This is a genomic window from Streptomyces sp. DvalAA-43 (assembly GCF_900091725.1).
Classification (GTDB): Bacteria; Actinomycetota; Actinomycetes; order Streptomycetales; family Streptomycetaceae; genus Streptomyces; species Streptomyces pulveraceus.
The window spans coordinates 95599-117688 of record NZ_FMBW01000091.1; the positions used below are offsets into that span (position 1 = coordinate 95599).

12 protein-coding genes are annotated in these 22090 nt (G+C 73.6%); 4 read left to right on the plus strand and 8 right to left on the minus strand.

Features of this window, described 5'->3' with window-relative positions; all coding sequences use genetic code 11:
• Positions 1-5 precede the first annotated feature (5 nt).
• Entirely contained in the window at positions 6-1568 is a 1563-nt protein-coding gene (locus GA0115234_RS38015; RefSeq protein ID WP_093550900.1) for a DUF4139 domain-containing protein, read from the plus strand.
• A gap of 47 nt (positions 1569-1615) precedes the next feature.
• On the opposite strand, the gene GA0115234_RS38020 is transcribed toward GA0115234_RS38015, so the two are convergent.
• From GA0115234_RS38020 to GA0115234_RS38055, 8 genes are all read right to left on the minus strand, one after another.
• Positions 1616-3031, minus strand: coding sequence for a DHA2 family efflux MFS transporter permease subunit (locus GA0115234_RS38020; protein WP_093550903.1), 1416 nt, complete (start codon positions 3029-3031; stop codon positions 1616-1618).
• On the minus strand, positions 3028-13020 hold the full coding sequence (locus tag GA0115234_RS38025) for a non-ribosomal peptide synthetase (protein ID WP_093550905.1): 9993 nt from the start codon (positions 13018-13020) through the stop codon (positions 3028-3030). The genes GA0115234_RS38020 and GA0115234_RS38025 overlap by 4 nt, the downstream gene beginning before the upstream one ends.
• 1 nt (position 13021) lies before the next feature.
• Entirely contained in the window at positions 13022-13807 is a 786-nt protein-coding gene (locus tag GA0115234_RS38030; RefSeq protein WP_093550907.1) for an ABC transporter ATP-binding protein, read from the minus strand.
• Complete coding sequence (locus GA0115234_RS38035) at positions 13804-14745, minus strand: FecCD family ABC transporter permease (RefSeq protein WP_093551087.1); 942 nt, start codon at positions 14743-14745, stop codon at positions 13804-13806. Before GA0115234_RS38035 ends, GA0115234_RS38030 begins: the two co-directional genes overlap by 4 nt.
• 50 nt (positions 14746-14795) lie before the next feature.
• Positions 14796-15818 carry a FecCD family ABC transporter permease gene (locus GA0115234_RS38040; RefSeq protein WP_093550909.1) on the minus strand — a complete coding sequence of 341 codons (1023 nt, stop codon included), beginning with the start codon at positions 15816-15818 and terminating at the stop codon, positions 14796-14798.
• A complete protein-coding gene (locus GA0115234_RS38045) occupies positions 15815-16813 on the minus strand; it encodes an ABC transporter substrate-binding protein (protein ID WP_093550911.1) in 999 nt (332 codons plus the stop codon). Before GA0115234_RS38045 ends, GA0115234_RS38040 begins: the two co-directional genes overlap by 4 nt.
• A 101-nt stretch (positions 16814-16914) precedes the next feature.
• Positions 16915-17766 (minus strand): siderophore-interacting protein, encoded by an 852-nt coding sequence (locus tag GA0115234_RS38050; protein WP_093550913.1) that lies wholly within the window; start codon positions 17764-17766, stop codon positions 16915-16917.
• Positions 17763-18002, minus strand: coding sequence for a phosphopantetheine-binding protein (locus GA0115234_RS38055; RefSeq protein ID WP_093550915.1), 240 nt, complete (start codon positions 18000-18002; stop codon positions 17763-17765). Before GA0115234_RS38055 ends, GA0115234_RS38050 begins: the two co-directional genes overlap by 4 nt.
• Before the next feature lie 347 nt (positions 18003-18349).
• Here GA0115234_RS38055 and dhbA point away from each other — a divergent pair, with 347 nt between their 5' ends.
• The 3 genes from dhbA to GA0115234_RS38070 all read left to right on the plus strand — a co-directional run bounded on the left by dhbA (position 18350) and on the right by GA0115234_RS38070 (position 22087).
• Positions 18350-19180 (plus strand): 2,3-dihydro-2,3-dihydroxybenzoate dehydrogenase, encoded by an 831-nt coding sequence (dhbA, locus tag GA0115234_RS38060; protein ID WP_093550917.1) that lies wholly within the window; start codon positions 18350-18352, stop codon positions 19178-19180.
• Positions 19181-19250: 70 nt separating this feature from the next.
• A complete protein-coding gene (dhbC, locus tag GA0115234_RS38065) occupies positions 19251-20456 on the plus strand; it encodes an isochorismate synthase DhbC (RefSeq protein WP_093550919.1) in 1206 nt (401 codons plus the stop codon).
• Positions 20453-22087 carry a (2,3-dihydroxybenzoyl)adenylate synthase gene (locus tag GA0115234_RS38070; RefSeq protein WP_093550921.1) on the plus strand — a complete coding sequence of 545 codons (1635 nt, stop codon included), beginning with the start codon at positions 20453-20455 and terminating at the stop codon, positions 22085-22087. Before dhbC ends, GA0115234_RS38070 begins: the two co-directional genes overlap by 4 nt.
• Positions 22088-22090 lie beyond the last annotated feature (3 nt).

The following is a 22090-nucleotide window of genomic DNA, read 5'->3' on the forward strand; positions in this document are numbered from 1 at the left end:
ACCCCATGTCCACGGCCCCGAAGCCGATCGCCCTCCCCGTCGTCGCCGTCACCTGCCTGGAAGACCGCGCCCACGTCGAGCGCGCCGCCGTGCTCGACCTGGAGGCCGGGGTCCAGCGGCTGCGGCTCGGCCCGGTCGGCGCGCAGGCCGTCGACCGCACCCTCCATGCCGAGCTGACCGCCGACCACCCCGCGACCGTGCTCGACGTACGGATCGTCCGCGGCTGGACGCCGCGCGGACCGCGGCCGTCCAGCGACGACGACTCCGCCCTGCGCCACCGTGTCCACGTCCTCGAAGAGGAGCGGCTCGCCCTGGGGCGGCGACGCGACCGGCTCCGTGCCCGCCTCGACCTGCTGGGCGGCCTCGCCGCCGATCTGCTGCGGGAGATCGGTGAGGGCGCCGGCTCCGGGGAGAGCGAACGGCCGCGCTGGGCCCGGGAACTGGACCGGGTGGACGACGAACGCGATACGCAGGGCGAGCAACTGCGCACCGTGGAGGCCCGGCTGGCCGCCCTCGCCGTCGAACTCGGCGAGGCCCGGCAGGCCGTGTATCTCGCCGAGGACGAGCCCGCCGAGCTGATCGGTCATATCGAGTTGACCGTGGAGACCGCGGCCGCCGGTCCGGTCGGGCTGCGCCTGAGCCACCTCACCCCGTGTGCGCTGTGGCGGCCCGCCTACCGGGCCGTGCTCGACGGGGACTCGCTGACGCTGGAGACCGACGCGGTGGTCTGGCAGCGCACCGGTGAGGACTGGTCGGACGTACGGCTGACGCTGTCGACGGCCCGCTCGGCCCCGGCCACCGATCCGCCGGGGCTGGGCGAGGACCGGCTGACGCTCATGGACCGCTCGGCGGCGGAGCGCCGTACGGTCGACGTCGAGCTGCGCGAGGAGGAGATCGGGGCCCTCGGCCCGGCCCCGGTGCTGGGCCTGCCGGGGGTGGACGACGGTGGCGAGACACGGGTGCTGAGGGCTCCCGCGCCGGTCTCGGTGCCCGATGACGGTCGGGCACACCGGGTGCCGCTCTCCGCGTTCACCACGGCCGCGCCCAGTGAGTACGCCTGCGCACCGGAGTTGTCGCCACTGGTCACCCAGGTGGTGCGGTTCGACAACCGGTCCGGCCACGCGCTGCTCGCCGGTCCCGTGGACCTGGTCCGCGGCAGCGGGTTCAGCGGCCGCGGCACACTGGATTTCACTCCGCCCGGTGCCCCCGTCGAGCTGGCCTTCGGCAGCCGCGACGACTACCGGGTGGTCCGGCATGCCGAGGAGTCCCGCGACTCCACCACCCTCACCCAGCGGACGGTGGTCACCCGCACGGTCCGGCTCCATCTGTCCCGGTTCTCCGCCCCCGGGGAGCACGGCGAACGGGTGGTCGCCCTCCGGGAGCGGATCCCCGTCTCCGAGGTCTCGGCGGTGGAGGTGCGGCTGCGCGAGGACGCGTGCTTCCCGGCGCCCGACCGGGTCGACGCCGAGGGCATCGCCCGCTGGGACGTCCCGCTCCCGCCCGGCGGCCGCCGCACGGTCACCCTGGTCTACGAGCTGTCGGCGAGCGCCAAGGTCACCGGGCTCTGAGGCCGGTGACCTCGGCGTGCCGCCGGGGCCGGTGAGGCGGCCTCCCGTCAGCTCGCGGGCGTCCTCGGCGCATCCGGACCGGTCCGCGGCAACCGGGTGGCCCCGGCGGCGGCGAACAGACAGAAGCCGAGCACCCACCAGAAGGTGTCGCCGAACGCCCCGGAGATGTCCGGGCCCCGGGCCGACAGCCGGTTCTGCAGGACCACGGCGAGGGCGGCGGTGCCGACCGAACCGCCCACGGTGTTGAGCAGATTGAGCGCTCCGGACGCGCGTGGCAGGAATTCGGGTTCGATGCGGCTGTAGACGATGTTCATCACGGGCGCGCCGACCATCGCCATCCCGATGCCACGGACCGCGAGCGCCGACGCGATCGCGATGTCCGGAGGCTCATGGCCGAGCCGGGTGAACGGCACCGTACCCAGCAGAATCAGCCCGATGCCGGTGACCACGAGGGTTCGTGGCGCGAATCGGTCGATGGTGCGGTTGACCAGCACCGACCCGGCCGCCGCGCCGAGCCCCTGAGGGGCCAGGAGGAGTCCGGCCCCCCACGCCGACATTCCGCGGCCGGTCTGGAAGTACAGCGGCAGCAGGAACATCGTGCCGAACACCGAGGCGCCCAGGACGAGCAGCGCGACGGCTGCGGCCCCGAAGGGCGGCCGGGCGAACAGCCTGGGATCGACCAGCGGTGTGCGGCGGGTCCGCAGCCCGTGCACGGTGAATCCGGCCAGCATCGCCAGCCCCGCCGACACGCCGATCGTGGCCGGGAGGGTGCGGCCGTGGGCCACCTCGGTCAGCCCGAACACCAGCACGGCCAGTCCGGGCGAGAGCAGCAGGGCTCCGCGCAGGTCGAAGGCCGTCCGCCGGGTGGAGGGCGGCACCTCGGGCACATGGCGGCGGGCGAGCAGGATGGCGATCGCGCCGATCGGCAGGTTGACGAGGAACAGCCACGGCCAGGGCGCCACCGCGAGGATGGAGCCGCCGGCCAGCGGGCCGAGCACCGGTGACAGCAGCGGGACCACCGCGACGACACTGATCACCCGCCCGGTGCGGCCGGGGCCCGCGACGCGCGCCAGCAGCGCCTGCCCGGTGGCGGGCAGCAGCCCGCCACCGAGACCCTGGACCACCCGGAACACGATCAGGCTGGTCACCGACCAGGCCGACGCGCTCAGCACCGAGCCGAGCAGGAACACCCCCACGGCGACGAGCCATGTCCGCCGGCCGCCGAACCGGTCGGCCAGCCAGCCGGACGCGGGCACGGCGGCGACGACGGCCAGCAGGTAGGCCGTGGTGACCCACTGGATCTCCGCGACGGAGGCGCCGAACTCGTCGGCCAGACTGTCGATGCCGACGCTGACGATGGTGGCGTCCAGCGTGGCCATGAAGGTGCCGAGCACCAGGATGAACGCGGTCCTCAGCAGCTGCTTGTCCACGCGCACCGCCGGTGGCACGGCACTGTCGGTCATCGGCTCTCCAGGAGATCGCGCACGTCGTTGTCGAGGTGCTTGTCCAGGGTGCGGAGCAGGTCGAGCAGTTCCTCGGCGAGCCCGTCGACGTCCGTACCGGCCCGGTGGGCGAGCACGCCGGTCCAGCCGTCGCCGTCCGGCATGACGGTCAGGGTCGCGGGGTGGTGCGTGGACTCCCGGAAGCGGGTTCCCACGACCGTGAGCCCGGGGGCGGGTTCACGGAGCCGGTCCGGGTCGACCGGGTAGTTCTCGAACACCACCAGGCTGTCGAAGAGCCTGCGCCGCCCGGTCAGCCGTTCCAGGTCGGACAGGGCCACGTGGTGGTGCTCGGCCAGCGCCCGCTGCCGGGACTGCAGTGCGGTGAGGGTGTCGGCGAGCGTGCCGTCGAGCCGGGCCCGGACGGGCACGGTGTTGGCCAGCAGCCCGATGATCTCCTCGACACCTTCCAGTGCCGGGGGCCGGCAGGAGACCATGGCGCCGAAGCAGACGTCGGCCCGGCCGGATCGCCGCGCGAGCAGCACCGCCCACGCACCCTGCACCAGGGTGTTCCGGGTCAGGCCGCGCCCGGCGGCGAGGCGCGTGAGGCCGGCCACCAGCGCCGCGTCGAACGCGATGACCTCGGGTTCCTGCCAGGCCGGACCGGGGTCGCCGCCGCCCAGGTGGTCGCCCTCGGGCAGTCCGTCGAGCTCGGCCGCCCAGGCGCCGAGGTCGGGCTCGTGCTCGGCGCACCAGCTCAGGTAGTCGGCGAACGGCACGGGGGCCGGCAGCTCCGGGGCCCGGCCGCGCACCCGCGCCGTGTAGAGGGCGAACAGCTCGGTGAGGATGCGCGGGGCCGACCAGCCGTCGGAGAGCACATGGTGGCTGGTCAGCACCAGGTCGGCACGGTCGGGGCCGCGCCGGATGACGGTGAGGCGGAGGAGCGGTCCCCGGGCGGGATCGAACGGCTCGGCGAGGTCGGCCGCCAGCAGCTCGTCGGCGGGCCCGTCGCAGACGAGGAGGTCCGGCCCGTCGCAGACGCGGAAGTCCGGCCGGGGCGACACGGGGATCACCGCCAGGGAGGCGGGGAACACGGCGCCCAGGTTCGGGTGACGGGCCAGCAGATCGTCGCCCGCGGCCCGCAGGGCATCGGTGTCGAGCCGGCCGGCGAGGGAGAACGTCGACTGCACGGTGTACGGGTCGGGGCGCTCGGTGCGCGAGTGCCGCAGCATCACCTCCTGCAACGGGGTGAGCGGCTGTACTCCGGCGACCGGGCGGTCCCGGTCGAGTGCCCCGATCTCCGGTGCGGCGGCGATCCGCAGCAGTGCGGTCCGCAGGTGCCCGGCCAGGTCCTCGATCCCGGCGGCGGTGAACAGCGCGGACGGCCAGGTGATCCGGATCCCGAGCGCGTCGTCGCGCACGAGGGCGTTGACCATCAGGCCGTACGGCAGGGGCATCGCGTCGGAGCCGCCCGAACCGAGCGGGTCGGCGTCCGGGGGCGTCTGCCACGGTGTCTCCCGGTCCGGGGCGCCGGGGTACTGGCCGAGGTAGTTCCAGGCGATCTCCGGTTCCACGGGGTCCAGGAGGCCCGCCGCGGTGAGGATGCCGTGGCCGAGGCCGTCGCCCTGGGCGCGCAGCCGCTCCCTGACCGCCGTCACGTCGTCGCCCGCGTCGAGCCGTACGGGATGGACGGCGGTGAACCAGCCGACGGTCTGGGACAGGTCGACCTCCCGCGGGCGGCCGTGGCTCTCCAGCGCGACCAGCACTTCCGGCGTCCCGCGCCAGGCCCGTACGGCCTGGGCGAGCGCCGTCAGCAGCACGGCGTCCGGGGTGGTGCGGTGGGCGGCCGGCAGGGTCGTGATCAGGGCGCGGGTCGACTCGGCGTCGAGCACGATCTCGTGGTGCGTCGCGGTGGCCACGGTGTCCCGGGCGGGGTCGAGCGGGCGGGTGAGGGCCGGTGTGGCGCTCATCCGCCGCCAGTGCGGGAGTTCGGCCCGCCGGTCGGCGTCGCGCAGCGAACACGCCCAGCCGAGGAACGACTGGCCGTGCCGGGTCAGCGTTCCGCCGGAGTGGGCGTGTTCCAGGTCGTCCAGCAGAACGCGCCAGGACACCCCGTCGACGACCAGGTGGTGGGCGACGAGGACGAGCCGGCCCGGTCGGTCCGGCCCCGCGTCCACCCACACCGCGCGCAGCACGGGGCCGGTGCGCGGGTCCATCGCCTCCCGGGCGGCGGCGATCCCGGAGTCGACGGCGGACCGCAGGTCGCCCCCGGCCCGCACGCCGGTCAGCACGTCGGCGCCGCTCACCGCTCCGACCGGCGGGATGCGGAGCAGATCGTCGGCCAGGTGGGCCCGCAGTACGTCGTGACGGGCCAGCAGTTCGTCGAGTACGGCCTGCCAGCTCGTCTCGTCGCCGCCGGGCGGTACGCAGATCTCCACCCACTGGCAGAAGCCGTCGGCGGCCGCTCCGGAGCGGCGCAGCAGATCCCGCATGACCGGGGTCAGCGGTGCGTCCCCGACGGCGGGTGCCGCGGCGCCGTCGAGAGCGCGGGCCCGTGCCGCGATGCCCGCGACCGTCTCCCCTTCGAATACGTCCTTCGGGGTCAGGCCGAGTCCTCGGCGCCGGACCCGGGAGACCAGTTGCAGCGACACGATGCTGTCGCCGCCGATGTCGAAGAAGCTGTCGTCGGGGCCGATGTCGTCGGTGCCCAGGATGTCGCGGAAGACTCCGAGCAGTACCGTCTCCGCCTCGGTGGCCGGTTCGCGCCGCGCGGCGGCCGCGGTTCCGGGATCGGGCAGCGCGGCGGAGTCGAGTTTGCCGCCGGGGGTCAGCGGCAGCCGGTCGATCGGTACGAGTGCCGTCGGCACCATGTGGTCGGGGAGTTGCCCGGCCAGGTACGCACGTACGCGTGCGGTGTCCAGGTCGGCGCCGTCGGCCGGGATGACATAGCCGACGAGCCTGCCCTCCCGCGTGATCACGGCGCAGGCACGCACATCGGGGTGACCGGTCAGGGCGGACTCGATCTCGCCGAGCTCGACGCGGAAGCCGCGGACCTTGATCTGGTGGTCGGCGCGGCCGAGGAAGACCAGCTGTCCGTCCGGCCGCCACCGCACCAGGTCGCCCGTGCGGTACATCCGCTCGCCGGGCGGGCCGAACGGGTCGGCCACGAAGGCGGCGGCGGTCAGGGCGGGCCGGCCGAGGTAGCCGCGGGCCAGGCTCGGCCCGCCGAGGTACAGCTCGCCGGTCACGCCGACGCCGACCGGCTGGAGTCCGCCGTCGAGGACGTAGGCGCGGACATGGGGGTCGGGGCGGCCGATCGGCAGCGGCCCGGCGTCGTCCGGGTCGTAGTGCCAGGTCGTGGAGTTGATCGTGACCTCGGTGGGGCCGTAGGCGTTGAAGAGCGCCCGGCGGCCCCGGCCCCAGCGTCGCGCCAGTTCGGGGTCGAGGCGCTCGGCGCCGACGACGAAGAACACATCGGGGCCGACGGTGCGGTCGTCGGGCATCGCGGCCAGGAACGAGGGGAGCAGGTTCACTCCGGTCACCCGGTGCTCGATGATGTAGTCGAGCAGTTCGTCGCCGGGGACGCGCACCTCCTCGGGCGCGATCACGGAGGTGCCGCCGGAGAGCAGCGGCACCATGGTCTGCCAGAACGCGACGTCGAAGCCGGTCGACGCGAAGTGCAGGTACCGGTCGTGCTCGGTGACGCCGACGACCTCCTCCTGAAGGGCGATCAGGTCGGGCACGCCCCGGTGGGTCACGCCGACGCCCTTGGGCCGCCCGGTGGTGCCGGAGGTGTAGATGACGTAGGCGAGGGCGTCCTCGGTGAGCGCGGCGCGTGCCTCGGCCGGGTCGGTGTCCGGTACGGAGGCGAGTACGGCCGGGTCGTCCAGCCGCAGGACCGGGATGTCACGGTCGACGGGCAGGTCGGCGCCGGTCGTCACGGCGGCGGCCGGGGCGATGTCGTCGACCATGTAGGCCAGCCGTTCGCGCGGGTAGCTCGTGTCCATCGGTACGTACACGGCGCCCGCCTTGGCGACGCCGAACAGGGCCACGGTCATCTCGATGTCACGGCCGAGCAGGACCGCGACCGGGTCCTGCGGTCGTACCCCGCGCGCGATGAGTGCGTGGGCGACCTGGTTGGCCCGCCGGTCCAGTTCGGCGTAGCCGAGGCTGCGGTCACGGCAGACCAGGGCCTCGGCGTCGGGCTTGCGGTGCACCCAGGCGGCGAACTCCTCCAGCCAGTGGCCGCGGGCCCTGGCGGGGACGGCGCCGGTGCCGGTACGCAGCATCCGGGCCCGCTCGTCGGCGTCGAGCGCGGGCAGCCGGATCGCGGGCCGGGCCGGGTCGTCGACGATCTCGCGCAGGAGGTTGTGGAGCCAGCGGCCGTAGTCGCGCACGGTCGCCGCGGTGAAGGCGCGCGGCTGGTAGCCGAGGCCGATCGTGATCTCCTCGTCCGGGATCACGATGACGGTCAGCGCGTAGTGCGTGGCGTCGGTGATGTCCACCCCGGCCAGGTCGAGTCCGGGGGCGAGCGGGGTGCGCTTGCGGCTGGAGAGCGGGAAGTTCTCCATGACCAGCATGGTGTCGAACAGCTCGCCGACGCCCACCGCCCGCTGGATCCCGGGCAGGCCGACGTGGTGGTGCTCGGCCAGGAGGACGCTCTCTGCGTGCACCTGTGCCATGAGCTCCAGCGCGCTCTGGTCCTGGGTGTGCCTGACGCGTACCGGGATCGTGGTGCCGAGCTGGCCGATCATCGACTCGACGCCGTCGACCTCGGCGGGGCGCCCGGAGACCGGGCAGCCGAAGACGACGTCGCGGCGCCCGGTGAGCCTGCCCAGCAGCAGCCCCCACGCCGTCTGGAGCACGGTCGTCAGGGTGACGCCCCGCTCCCGGGCGAACGCGCGCAGCCGGTCGCTGAACTCGCGGCCCAGCGCGACGGTCTCGCGGCCGGGGCGTTCGACGCCGGTCCCGGTACTCGCGGGGGCCAGCCGTGTGGCGTCGTCGACGCCGGCCAGCGCGTCCCGCCACGCGGCGAGCGACGCCTCCTGGTCCCGGCCCGCCAGCCAGCGGAAGTACTCCGACAGCCGCGGGGCGGCGGGGGCGGCGGGGCCGCCGCTCAGCTCCGCGTAGATGGCGAGCAGGGTGCGGCCGACCAGCGGCATCGACCAGCCGTCGAGCAGGGCGTGGTGGTTCGTGATCACCAGCTTGTGCTCGGCGGGCCCGACCCGGGACAGCAGGAAGCGGATCAGCGGCGGCCGGGCCGGGTCGAAGGGGCGTTCCAGATCGGCGCGGGCCGCTTCGGGGAACCGGTCGTCCTGGCGCCAGTCCAGGGCGATGTCGGCGGGGATCACCTGCACCACGTCGTCCCCGACCGTGGCCAGGTGGACGCGCAGGGCGGGGTGGCGGCGCAGCAGTTCGTGGGCGGCCTCGGCCATCCGGGCCGGTTCCAGCTCTCCGGCCAGGGTCGTCACGGCCTGGACGACGTAGACGTCGGTGTCGTGGTCGTCGCGGACCAGGGTGTGGAAGGACAGCCCGACCTGAAGGGGGGTGGCGGGCAGGACGTCGGCGATGCGGCCGGTGCGTTCGAGGACGTCGATGGCGGCCTGGTCGAGGCCGACCAGTGGCAGGTCCGACGGGGTGAGCCCGCCCTCGGTGTGCAGCGCGTGCGCGGCCAGGGCGTCCAGAGCCGCGGCCCAGGACTGCTGGAGGGCCGCCACGGCGTCGGTGCCGAGCACACCGGTCGCGGCGGTCCACTCGACGGCGAGCCGTGGCTCGTCCTGCTCGTGGACGAAGCAGTTGAGGGCCAGCACCTGTTCCAGGGCCTTGGCGTCGGGTTCGGTCACCGAGAAGGCGTCGTGTTCCGGGAGGTGCCATCCGGTCCCGGCCAACGGGGCGAACCGGCCCAGATAGTTGAGGAGCACGTCCGGTGGCGGGGTGGCCGCGAGCTCGGGGCCGGCCTCCGGGTCGAGGTGGCGCAGGACGCCGTAGCCGACCCCGCCGTCGGGGACCGCGCGCCGGGCCTCCTTGGCGGCACGGAGCGCCTGCCCGACGTCTTCGGACGCGGGTACGCGCACCGGGTACTCGCTGGTGAACCAGCCGATGGTGCGGGCCAGGTCGAGGTGTTCGCGGCCGTGGCCCTCCATCGAGACGGTCACCGCGTCGCCGCGCAGGCCCCAGCCCCGCAGGGCGAGCACCAGTGCGGCCAGCAGCACTTCGTCGACGCCGGCGCGGTACGCCGCGGGCAGGGTGGTCAGCAGTGCCTCGGTGGCCTCGGCCGAGGCCATGGTGACCGAGCGGTGGGCGGTCGCCACCGTGTCCCGGGCGGGGTCCAGCGGCCGGGCGCCCAGCCGGGACGCGGCGCCGAGCGCGGTCCGCCAGTGGTCGAGTTCGCCGCGCCGCGCGCCGGATTCGCCCTGGCCGGCAAGGAGGACGGCGTGCCGCCGCCAGGACGCGCCGACCGGGGCGAGGGTGCCGCCCGTGCAGGCCGTGTGCAGGTCGGGCAGCAGGATGCGCCAGGACACGCCGTCCATGGCGAGGTGGTGCACGACGACGACCAGCCGGTCCGGGGTGCCGTCGTCGGTACGGAGCAGGGCCGCCCGCAGCAGGTCGCCCGACCTCGGGTCGAGTTCTCCGGCCAGCCTCCGGGCCAGGGCGGTCACGTCCTCGCCGCGGAACTCGCCGACGACGGCCCGTACCACGCCGCGGGGCAGTGTCTCCAGGCCGTCGGCCGCCCGCAGCCGCAGGGCGTCGTGGTGGTCGAGCACGGCCTGTACGCCCGTGACCAGGTCGTCGTGGCCGAGTCCGTCGACGCGCAGGGCGGTCCACTGCGCGTATCCGGCGACGACGTCCACATCGGGGTGCGGGTCGAGCAGACCGCGCACGATCGGCGGGGCGGGCACGGGCCCGACCGGGTCGTCCACCGGCTCGGGGGCGTCCGCCGGCAGCTCGGCGGAGGCTGCAAGTGCGGCGAAGCTGCGGCGTGCCAGCAGGTCCCGCGGGCGCAGTCCGAGGCCCGCCGCGCGCAGTCGGCTGCTGACAGTGATCGCGGTGATGCTGTCCCCGCCGAGGGCGTAGAAGTCGTCGTCCACGCCGACCCGTTCGACGTCGAGCGCCTCGGCGAGGACGGCGCAGAGCAGCCGTTCCCGCTCGGTGCGCGGCTCCCGGCCGCCGCCGGGCAGTGCGGGTGCGGGCAGGGCGGCGCGATCGAGCTTGCCGTTGGGTGTGACCGGCAGCCGGTCCAGCACCACCACCGCCCCCGGCACCATGTGATCGGGCAGCCGTCCGGCCAGGTGGGCACGCGCCTCCTCCCCGGTGACGGAGGGGGACACGATGTAGCCGACCAGCCTGGACGACCGGACCGCGGCGGCGGCCGCGATGACCCCGGGAACCGCCGCGAGCGCGGCCTCGACCTCTCCGGTCTCCACCCGGTGGCCCCGGATCTTGACCTGTCCGTCGCCCCGGCCCCGGTACTCCAGGCCCCGGCCGGGCACCCAGCGGGCCAGGTCGCCGGTGCGGTACATCCGCTCGCCCGGCGCGCCGAACGGGTCGGCGACGAAGCGCTCGGCGGTCGCCCCGGGCCTGCCGAGGTAGCCGCGGGCCAGGTGCGGCCCGGCCAGGTACAGTTCGCCCACCGCGCCGTGCGGCACCGGTTGCAGCGCACTGTCCAGCAGGTGGATCCGGGTGCCCGCGAGGGGGTGGCCGATGGTCGGTTCGCCGCCGTCGATCCGGGCGGTGGTGCTGTCCACGGTCGCCTCGGTCGGCCCGTACATGTTGCGCGCGGTGATTCCCGAGTCGGCGATCCGCCGCCACAGCGCGGGCGGGGTGGCTTCGCCGCCGAGAACCAGCAGCGCCGGCCGCCGGTCCAGCAGTCCGGCGTCGACCAGGGGCGAGGCCATCGACGGGGTGGTGTCCACGATGTCGATGCCGTCGCGGGCGTACGCGGCGAGCAGGGCGTCGGCGTCGCGGGCGGTCTCGGTGTCGTAGACGTGCAGTTCGTGCCCGCACAGCAGCCACACCAGGTGGTCGAAGGCGGAGTCGAAGGCGAACGAGTAGGTGTGGGCGGCGCGCAGTCGTCGGCCGGTGGCCCGCTCGGCCTCGGCGACGACCGTCGACCGCTGGTGGTGCAGCAGCGCGGCCAGGCCGCCGGCCCGGCCGAGCACACCCTTGGGGCGTCCGGTCGAGCCGGAGGTGTGGATGACGTAAGCGAGGTGTTCGGGGTGCCGGGGCGCGGACAGTTCACCGGCCGTCAGGGGCGTACCGGACAGCCCGGCGGCCTCGCCGAGCAGGGTGTCCCACGGCAGCCCGTCCACCGCACCGGCGGTCAGCACCAGTTCGGGGCGGGTGTCGTCGATCAGCTCGCGCAGCCGTTCGGGCGGGTGTACGGCGTCCAGGGGCAGGAACGCGGCACCGGCGTCCAGCACCGCCAGCAGCGCGACCACCGAGTCGGCCGAGCGCGGCAGCGCGAGCGCCACGACGTCGTCGGCCCCGATCCCGCGGGCCCGCAGTGCGCGGGCCACCCGGTGCACCCGGGCCGCCAGTTCCGCCGCGGACAGCCGGTCGTCGCCGCACACCAGGGCCGTGTGCCCCGGACCGGCGGCGGCCATCGTGTCGAACGCGGTCGGCACGTCCACCGGCGTACCGGGCAGCGCGGGCGGGCACCAGCCGGCCGGCACCCCGGCCGCGTCGCCGGTCAGGGCGATGCGGCCGACGGACAGGCCGTCGGTCAGCCCGGACAGCAGGGCCCGGAGCCCCGAGAGCAGGCTGTCGACCGCGGCCTGGTCCTTGGCGCGGGCGTCGACCTCGAAGCCGAGCAGCAGCCCGCCGTCCCGGGTCGGCAGGACGCTCAGGCCCATGTCCTCCGGCGGACCGCCCGCGACGTTGCGCATCACGCCCGCGGCCCCGGCGAAGTCGAGTGCCAGGTCGAACGCCTTGAGGTTGATCCCGCGTCCGTGCAGCAGCGCGCCCGCGCCGGGCACTGCGAGGTCCCGGGGCAGGTCCTCGCCCCGGTACCGCTGGTGGTCGCGCATCTCGCGCATGGCGGAGGCGACCCGTCGGCTCAGCTCCACGAGGTCGTCCCCGGCGCGCACGGTCACCCGCAGCGGCAGCACATTGACCGCCATGGCGGGGGTGCGCAGTTCGGTCGATCCGGCCCGGCACATCAGCGGCAGCGCGAACACGACGTCGGTGCGGCCCAGCACGCGGTGCAGGAAGGCGGCGTAGCCGGCGATCAGCGCCTCGCCCCAGGTGACGCCGATCCGGTCGGCGAAGGCGCGCAGCCGTGCCGTCTCCTCGGGCGTGACGACGGCACGGGCGGTCAGGGTGCGGCCGGGCAGACCGGCGGCGGGATCGCCGGGGTCGCCGAGGTCGGGCAGCGGGGTGAACCGTTCGACCCAGTACGCGCGGTCCTCGGCGCACCGGTCGCTGTCCCGGTAGGCCCGGTCGGCGGCGACCAGGTCGGCGAAGCGGCCGAACGTCGACCGGGGCACCTCGGTCCCGCGCACCAGGGCGGTGTAGCGGGCGGCTGTGCGGCGGGCGAGCATGGAGGCGGTGTAGCCGTCGAAGACCAGGTGGTGGCCGAGCTGGGTGTACCAGACCTCGTGGTCCGACAGCTTGATGACGGTACGTGAGCAGAGCACCCGGCCGACCATCCCCCGGCACGCCTCGGCCGTCCGCGCGCGCTCGTCCTCGACGAGCGCCTGGGCCGCGGCCACGGGGTCGGCCGCGCCGCTGACGTCGACGACCTCGGGCAGCCCGACCGGTGCCTCGCTCACCGCCTGGCGCGGCCCGTCCGGGGTGTCGTACACGCGTAGCCGGAGGGTCTCGGCCTCTTCGGTGGTCGCCCGGACCGCCTCGGCGAGGGCGTGCGTGTCGATCGGTTCGCCGCCCGATATCTCCACCACGTCGCCGACCACGTAGTACGGCGAGTCGGGTTCGAGGCGTTGCGCGTTCCAGATGCCCGACTGGGCTCCGGTCAGGGTGAGGAGGCCGTCCGAGGGCACGCTTGCGGGGCTCAACTTACTCTCCTTGAAGTGTGGGAACGACCATCGGTGTGCCGGTCACCGGGTCGGGGACGATGACGCTCGGCAGGTCGAACACGTCCTTGATCAGCGCGGCGTCCACGATGTCCCCGGGGTCGCCCTCGGCGACCACCCGGCCGTCCTTCATGGCGACCAGGTGGTCGGCGAACCGGCATGCCTGGTTGATGTCGTGGAGGACCGCGACCACCGTGCGGCCCTCGTTGCGCAGCCTGGCGAGCAGGCCGAGCAGTTGGTACTGGTGGGTGATGTCGAGGAACGACGTCGGTTCGTCGAGCAGCAGGTAGGACGTCTGCTGGGCGAGCACCATGGCCATCCACACCCGCTGCCGCTGTCCGCCGGACAGCTCCTGCACGGGCCGGTCCGCCAGGTCCTGGACACCGGCGGCGGCCATCGCCTCGTCCACGGCGGTCTCGTCCTCCCGCGACCAGAGCGCCAGCATCGACTGGTGCGGGAACCGTCCCCGGCCCACCAGCTGCCGGACCTTGATGTCGTCGGGCGCCAGCGGGTCCTGCGGCAGGAAGCCGAGCTTCTTGGCCAGTGCCTTGGTCGCGTAGCCGCCGAGCTCGCGGCCGTCGAGTTCCACCTGCCCGGACTCCGGGCGCAGCAGCCGGACCAACGCGCTCAACAGGGTTGATTTGCCACAGCCGTTGGGGCCCACGACGGCGGTGAACGCGCCGTCGGGAACATCGAGGCTCAGACGTGTGGCCACGGTCCGGTCTCCGTAGCGCAGGGTGATCTCCCGCGCCGTCAGGCGTGCGGTCACGCGCGCCTCACCTCCTTCGTCAGCAGCCAGATCAGATAGCAGCCGCCGATCGCGGTGCTCACCACGCCGACGGGCAGCGCGACGGGCGCGAGCAGCATCTGGGCGATCAGGTCGGCACCCTGGAGCAGCACGGCTCCGGTCAGCGCGGCCGGGAGCAGGGGTACTCCGGCCGCGCCGGCGAGCCTGCGGCCGATCTGCGGGGCGGCCAGGGCGATGAAGGCGATCGGGCCCGCCACCGCGGTCACGGTGGCCGTGCAGCCGACGCCGACCAGCACCATCAGCAGCCTCAGCCGGTCGAGTCCGACGCCGGTGGTCACCGCGATCGCGTCGCCGAGCGATGCCTGGTGCATGGCGTGTGCCCTCGTGGTCATCAGGATCAGCAGTACGGCGATCACCGAGAACGGAATCCCGAGGTCGGCCCAGCCCACGCCGTTGAGCGAGCCCGCGTTCCAGCCGACGGCGGCGATCGCCACGTCCAGCTCGGCGCGCAGCACGATCCACGAGTTGATCGCGGTCACCATCGCGTTGAAAGCGATGCCGATGACCACCAGCCGCATCCCGGAGAAGCCGCGTTCGAACGACAGCAGATAGATCGCCGCCGCGACGACGAGCCCGCCGAGCACCGAGCCGAGGGCCAGCTGGGCGGACGTGCCCGACAGCAGGGTGAGGGCGACCAGGGCGCCCGTGTAGGCGCCCGCGTCGAGGCCGATGACGTCCGGGCTGCCCATCGGGTTGCGGGTGAGGTTCTGGAAGATCGCCCCCGCCACGCCGAGCGCGGCGCCGAAGACCAGTCCGGCCAGGACCCGCGGCAGCCGCCAGTCCCGGATCACCACGGAGTGCTCGGCCCCGGTCAGCACGGCGAACACCCGGCCTGGGGAGGACCACGAGGCGCCGTAGCAGAGCCCGAGGAGGCCCAGTCCGAGCATCAGGGTCACCATCACCACGACGAGCAGCACCGTGCGGCGTCGGACTCTGGGTACGAGTACGGTCACAGCGATCCCGCCCCGTATCGGCGGACGGCCCAGATCAGCATGGGGCCGCCGAGGAACGCTGTCACGATGGCCACCGGCACCTCACCGGTGGGCAGCAGTACCCGCGACCCGATGTCGGCGACCAGCAGCAGGATCGGGCCCAGCACCATCGTGTAGAGGATGAGCCACGGGACCGAGCCCGCCGCCGGCCTGCGTACCAGGTGCGGCACGATCAGCCCGACGAACAGGATCGGTCCGGCCACCGCCGTCGCCGCCCCGCTGAGCACGGTGATCAGCACCAGGGCCGCGGCCCGTACCCGGCCCACTCCCGCGCCCAGTGTCTGGGCCACGCTCTCGCCCAGCGTCAGGGCGTTGAGTGCCCGGCTGAGCAGCAGCGCGCCGAGCAGGGACACGGCGATCGCGGTCAACGGCAGTGCCAGCGGCGCCTGTTCGCGGCCCGCCAGCGACCCGACCGACCAGAACCGGTAGACGTCGAAGACGTCCGGAAGCATCAGCCGCAGGCCCATGGCGACGCCGCCCAGCACCGCGGTCAGGGCCACGCCGGTGAGGACCAGGCGCAGCGGTGAGCGCTGTCCCACGGCGGCGACCAGCAGGGCCGCGAGCACGGATCCGGCGATCGCGAAGCCCAGTTCGTCCGCCTGTCCGCCGGCCGTTCCGAGCGCCGAGCCGACGGTGACGGCGAACCCGGCGCCCGCGGTGACCCCGAGGATGCCGGGCTCGGCCAGCGGGTTGCGGGCCAGCGTCTGGATCAGCGCGCCGGCCACCGCGAGGGCGGCGCCCACCGCGATGGCCAGCAGTGCGCGCGGGGCCCGGATGTCGCGCACGATCACCTGGTCGTCGGTGCCCTGGTGGTCGAACAGTGCCCGCACGACCTCGGCGGGCGGAACGTGGCGGGCCCCGACGCCCATGCTGAGCACGGCGATCGCTGCCAGCAGCAGCAGTCCGCCGGCGAGCAGGGCGATCTGTGGCCCGGCCCGCCCGGTTGTCGCCGTCCGGGGCGCGCGGCCCGCGACGGTCACCGGTTCAGCAGCGGAGCGAGCGACGTGTCGATCGCGTCCAGCGTCTTGAGGGCCTCGCCGTAGGTCGCGGCCTCGGTGTAGCGGAACGGGAAGGCCTTGCCTGCCTTGACGGCGGGCAGGTTCTTCCAGAGCTTCGAGTCCAGGACGTACTGGACGGACTTGGGGACGCTGCCGTCGGCGTTGACCGAGTACGTCATGACGTCGGCCTCGCGGAAGGCGGCCGGGAGTTCCTCGATGGACGGGTACTCGCTGACCGACTGCGAACCGGGGCCGGGCTTCTTGACCTTGCCGTAGTACTTCGCGCCGAGGTCCTCGGCGATGTTGGTGCCCCACGAGCCGTTGAACTCGCGCTGGAAGGTGCCCTTGGCGGCGTCTCCGTACGCGCCGACGTGACCCAGCTTGAGCCGGGGCAGTACGTCCTTGTACTTCTTGGCCAGCTCCGCGGCCTTGGTCCCGTACGTGTTCTTGGCGGCGTCGAACTCTTCGAGTGCGCCCGCGGCGTCGGCCTGCTCGTGGGACAGCTCGCGCCAGGCGGAGGGCACGGTCGGGCCGATCGCCACGACCGGGGCGATGGACTCCAGCCGCTTGATGTCGATGTCGCCGAGGACCGGGGCGGGTACGCCGATGACGATCAGGTCGGGATCGGCCTCGGCGACCGCCTCGTAGTTGGTCTCGGCGGCCTGCTCGCCCGCCACCTTGGGAAGCTTCTTGTACGTGGCCAGGTCTTCCTCGGTCATCATCGGCTCGCCGCGCTTCCACGACGAGATCCCGACGAGTGGTGCGTCGGCCTCGATCATGACGGGTACGGCATAGCCGGTGGCCACCACGCGCTTCGGATCGGCGGGGATGGTGATCTTGCCGTTGTCCGCGGCGAACACCCGGGTCTTCTCCTTGCCCGAGGCGGCCGGTCCGTCGTCCGACGACGACCCGCACCCGGTCAGGACGAGGGCCAGCGACACGGCGCCGACCAGACCGAAGGTTCTGCGTATGGACATGTGGTGCTCCTTGCTGGTTGCGTAAGGCTCGTCCTGATCGACGGCCTGGTGGCGGAACGACGGGGAAGCGGCGTCATGCCTGCCCCCGGCCGGTCCGCCGGTCAGTGGTCGTCCTCGTCGAAGTCGGCGACGCCGCGCTTCCAGTAGCCGGTGATGTCGTGATCGGCCCTGTCCAGCCGCAGTTCGTCGCGGGCCCAGCGGCGCAGCGGCTTGATCTGTCCCGCCTCACCCGCGACCCACACGTACACCCGTTCCCCTTCGGGCACGGTCACGGCGGTCACGGCCCGCTCCAGCGCGTCGCCGGTGCCCGCGGGCAGATCGCCGCGGTGCAGCCAGCGGACTTCGACGCCCTCGGGCGCGGACAGCTCGATCTCCTGTGCGGCGTCGACGACTTCGACGAATGCCCAGCCCTTCGCGCTCCTGGGCAGTTCCTCCAGCCAGCGTGCGATCGCGGGCAGGGCGGTGATGTCTCCCGCGAGCAGGTACCGGTCGTAGGTGTGCGGGACGATCAGTCCACCGGGCGGCCCCGCGACATGCATGACGTCGCCGGGCCGGGCCGCACGCGCCCAGTCCGACGCGAGGCCGCCGTCGTGCGCGGCGACGTCGATGTCGATCTCGCCCGCGTCCTGGTCGTAGCGGCGCACGGTGTACTCCCGCGAGACGAGTGCCGGCCGCGGCCAGCTCAGCATCGCCCCGTTCGGCTCGGGCAGCCGCAGTGTGCCGTCCGGGTCCGGGAAGATCAGTTTCACGTGTTCGTCCGGCGAGTGGGCCTGGAACCCCTCGGCGCCAGCTCCACCCAGGGTCACCCGCAGCAGACCGGCGCCGACCGTGGTCACGCGGACGACTTCGGTCGCCCGGATGCCGATCGGGTAGCCCACCTTCTCGGCGTGGCGGCCCGCCCGGACCTCAGCGATCCGCTCCAGGTGCCGGTGGCGGTGGTCGGCCCGGCTCATGCGGCATCGCCCGTCAGAAGTGCTGTCCAGTGCGCGAGTTCGGGCTGTTCGGCCAGGTCGGGAAAGTCCAGCGTGACCGCTCCGGCGGCGCGCCAGCGCCCGACCAGGGTCATGATCCGCACCGAGTCCAGGCCCAGGTCGACCAGGTTCTCGTCGGGCGCGATCTCGGCGGGGTCGCAGTCGAGCAGTTCCGCGACGTCCGCTCGGACGCGTTCGGGCGACAAGGTCTGCTGCATCGGGGGGCTCCTGCGGGGCTGGGCGCCGACAGCGCGGTCGACGCGTCGGCGGTGGCGGTCACGACGCCATGGCGCCGGGCGATGTACGCCCGGTCATGGCGTGCGGGAAGAACGGGAGAAAGCGGCGGCCGCGCCGGGACACCGGCACCCCCACTTCACACTCAGGTAAGGCTAACCTAACTTATCGACGCCGAACACATGATCGTGGCCCCGGCGCCGCGCGCCCCCCTCACCCCAACTCCGCCCGCGTGAACGCCCGTCACGCCACAACACCGCTCCACCGACGCCCCCGTCGAGGGTTGCACGTTAGGTTACCCTTACCTAACTTTCCCCACAGGAGGTTGTTCATGCCTGAGCACATACCGGGCAGAAGAGGCGAGTTCGATGGCCGCACTGTCCTGGTCACCGGTGCCGCACAAGGCATCGGGGCGGCTGTCGCCGAATTGTTCGCCGGCCTCGGCGCCCGGGTGGCCGCCACCGACCGCGCGCCGGACGGCATCGACGCCCTGGCCGCGGAGTGCAACCGGCGACAGGCGAAGAACCCGGAGGGCGACCGCTCGGCAGGCCGTCTGGAGCCGTACGTCATGGACGTCACCGACCGGCCCTCGGTGGAGCGCACCGTGGCGCGTACCGAGCGCGAACTCGGCCCCGTCGACGTGCTCGTGAACGTCGCGGGCATCCTGCGCACCGGCCCCGCCACCGAACTCTCCGCCCAGGACTGGTCGGACACCTTCGCGGTCAACACCAGCGGTGTCTTCCATGTCTCGCAGACCCTCGCGCCGCTGATGGCCGGCCGGGGCAACGGCTGCGTGATCACCGTCGGTTCCAACGCCGCCGGAATTCCTCGCACCGGAATGGCCGCCTACGCCGCGTCGAAAGCGGCGGCCGCCATGTTCACCAGGTGTCTGGGCCTCGAACTCGCCCGCAGCGGTGTGCGCTGCAACGTGGTCGCACCCGGCTCCACCGACACGGCGATGCAACGCGCCCTGTGGACCGACCCCGGTGCCGAGCAGCGTGTCATCGACGGGGACCCGGCGACCTACCGCACCGGCATCCCGCTCGGCCGCATCGCCGCCCCCGAGGACATCGCCGAGGCCTGCGCGTTCCTCGCCTCGGACCGCGCCCGCCACATCACTCTGCAGGAGCTGTATGTCGACGGCGGCGCCACCCTGCGCTGAGCGGCCCTCAGTTCATCCGTACACCTCATCCACCGCACTCGCTGACGGAACCATCGAGAATGGAGCCCCCGTGTCGACGGCATCCCAGGTCGCCACACACGTACCCGCGGCCGATCCGGCCCATCCGGCCGTAGGCGCGGCCACCTCGCTGCTCGACGCCTACACACCGGGTGACCGCTTCCTCGCCACCCCCGGCCGCACCCTGCTGGCACGCGGTGCGGCCCGCCCCGTGCCGCACGACGAGAGGCCCCTGGACGACCGGGTGAAGTCCACCCTCGCCGAGGCCGAAGCGGCCGGGCAGGCGGCGCCCGTGGTCATCGGCGCCATCCCGTTCGACCACGGGGCACCGGCCGCCCTGGACGTACCGGCGGCCCTGCGCGTCGCGCCACCGCTCGCCTCGGATCCGCTGATCGCCCTGCCCGTCGGGGTGTCCGGCGCGGCGGACTGGGAGATACGCCCGGTGCCCGGCCCCGAGGTCTACGGAGCGGGCGTGGCCTCGGCCGTGGAGCGCATGTGGCGCGGAGAGTTCAGCAAGGTCGTGCTCGCCCGCACCCTCGAAGTCACCTCCCCCGACCCTCTCGACCTGCCCACGATGCTCCAGCGCCTGGCCCGCCGCGACCCCCTCGGCTACACCTTCGCGCTGCCGACCGGGGCGGGCCGCACCCTCATCGGCGCCAGCCCGGAACTGCTGGTCTCCCGGCGGGGGCAGCAGGTGGTCGCCAATCCGCTCGCCGGGTCCACCCCACGCAGCACCGACCTCGCCGAGGACGTCCGCCGGGCCGCCGCGCTCCTGGAGTCCGCGAAGGACCTGCACGAGCACGCCGTCGTCGTGGACGCCGTCCACCAGGCCCTGGCCCCGCACTGCACGGAGCTGACCGTGCCCGCCCGGCCGACCCTGATCCGCACCGCCACCATGTGGCACCTGTCCACCACGGTGACCGGCACGCTCGCCTCCCCCTACACCTCCGCCCTGGCCCTCGCCTGCGCCCTGCACCCGACCCCCGCCGTCTGCGGCACACCGACCACGACGGCACGTCAGGTCATCGCGGAGACCGAGCCGTTCGACCGCGGCTTCTTCACCGGGGTGGTCGGCTGGGGCAACGCCCACGGCGACGGGGAGTGGGTCGTGACGATCCGCTGCGCCGAGGCCGAGCGGCGCACACTGCGCCTCTACGCGGGCGCCGGCATCGTGGCGGCGTCCGAGCCCGAGGCGGAGACCGCCGAGACGGCCGCCAAGTTCCGTACGTTCCTCAGCGCCCTGGGGGCCGAGCTGTGAGCCCGGACGACGCACCCACCTGGCCGTCCGACTTCGCCGAGCGGTACCGGGCCGCGGGCTGGTGGCGCGGGGAGACCTTCGGCTCCATGCTCCGGGAGCGCGCCGAGGCGCACCCGGACCGGATCGCGGTGGTCGACCCCGTCGCGGACATCCGGTGGAGCTACGCGGAGCTGGACCGGCGTGCCGACCGGCTGGCCGCGGGCTTCCTCGCCCGGAACATCACCAAGGGCGACCGCGTGGTGGTGCAACTGCCCAATGTCGCGGAGTTCTTCGAGGTGGTCTTCGCGCTGTTCCGGATCGGCGCACTGCCCGTCTTCGCGCTGCCGGCCCACCGCGAGACGGAGATCTCGTACTTCTGCGAGTTCACCGAGGCGGTCGCGTACGTCATCGCGGCGGAACACGACGGATACGACTACCGTGAGCTGGCGGCGAAGGCACGCGCCGGGACGGACACCCTGCGGCACGTATTCGTCGCCGGGGACCCGGGCGCGTTCGAGGCGCTGGTCGACGTGGCGCGGGCTCCGGTGAGCTGCGTCCCTCCGCGCCCGGACGACCTGGCCTTCCTCCAGCTGTCCGGCGGGAGCACGGGCGTGCCGAAACTCATTCCGCGCACCCACGACGACTACATCTACTCGCTGCGCGGATCGAACGACATCTGCGGGGTCGACGAGCACAGCGTGTACCTCTGTGTGCTGCCCGCGGCCCACAACTTCCCGCTCTCCTCACCCGGTTCGCTCGGCACCCTCTACGCCGGCGGACGCGTGGTGCTGTGCCCGCAGCCCTCGCCCGAGGTGGCCTTCCCGCTGATCGAGCGGGAGGGGGTCACCCTCACCGGGCTGGTGCCGCCGCTGGCCCTGCTGTGGACCCAGGCGGCGACCGCCACCGGGCACGACCTCAGCAGCCTCGACGTCCTGCTGGTGGGTGGCGCCAAGTTCAGCGAGGAAGCGGCGCGGCGGGTCGGACCGGCCTTCGGCTGCACCCTGCAACAGGTCTTCGGGATGGCCGAGGGGCTGGTCAACTACACCCGGCTGGACGACCCGGACGAGGTGATCGTCACCACCCAGGGGCGGCCCATCTCGCCGGACGACGAGATCCTGGTCGTCGACGACGAGGACCGCGTGGTCGCACCGGGCGCGACGGGCCACCTGCTGACCCGGGGGCCGTACACGATCCGCGGCTACTGGAGGGCGCCGGAACACAACGCCCGCTCCTTCACCGAGGACGGCTTCTACCGCACGGGCGACGTCGTCCGGGTCGCCCCGAGCGGGCACATCGTCGTCGAGGGGCGCGCCAAGGACCAGATCAACCGGGGTGGCGAGAAGGTCGCCGCGGAGGAGGTGGAGAACCACATCCTCGCCCACCCGTCCGTGCACGACGCCAATGTGGTGGCCGAGCCCGATCCGTATCTGGGCGAACGCGTCTGCGCGTACGTGATCCCGCGGCCGGGCGCGGGTCCGCTGAAGCCGGTCGACATCAAGCGGTTCGTACGCGAACGGGGCCTGGCGGCGTACAAGGTGCCGGACCGGGTGGAGTTCGTGGACGTGTTCCCGCAGACCGGTGTCGGGAAGATCTCCAAGAAGGACCTGCGGACCGCCGCGGCCCGCAGCGCGGCCGTCTCCCCGAACGCCTGAACC

Excerpts from the sequence above, each read along its gene's own strand:
- GA0115234_RS38015 (WP_093550900.1), top strand. The coding sequence starts at position 6 with ATGTCCACGGCCCCGAAGCCGATCGCCCTCCCCGTCGTCGCCGTCACC.
- GA0115234_RS38020 (WP_093550903.1), bottom strand. The coding sequence starts at position 3,031 with ATGACCGACAGTGCCGTGCCACCGGCGGTGCGCGTGGACAAGCAGCTG.
- GA0115234_RS38035 (WP_093551087.1), bottom strand. The coding sequence starts at position 14,745 with ATGGTGACCCTGATGCTCGGACTGGGCCTCCTCGGGCTCTGCTACGGC.
- GA0115234_RS38045 (WP_093550911.1), bottom strand. The coding sequence starts at position 16,813 with ATGTCCATACGCAGAACCTTCGGTCTGGTCGGCGCCGTGTCGCTGGCC.
- GA0115234_RS38050 (WP_093550913.1), bottom strand. The coding sequence starts at position 17,766 with ATGAGCCGGGCCGACCACCGCCACCGGCACCTGGAGCGGATCGCTGAG.
- GA0115234_RS38055 (WP_093550915.1), bottom strand. The coding sequence starts at position 18,002 with ATGCAGCAGACCTTGTCGCCCGAACGCGTCCGAGCGGACGTCGCGGAA.
- dhbA (WP_093550917.1), top strand. The coding sequence starts at position 18,350 with ATGCCTGAGCACATACCGGGCAGAAGAGGCGAGTTCGATGGCCGCACT.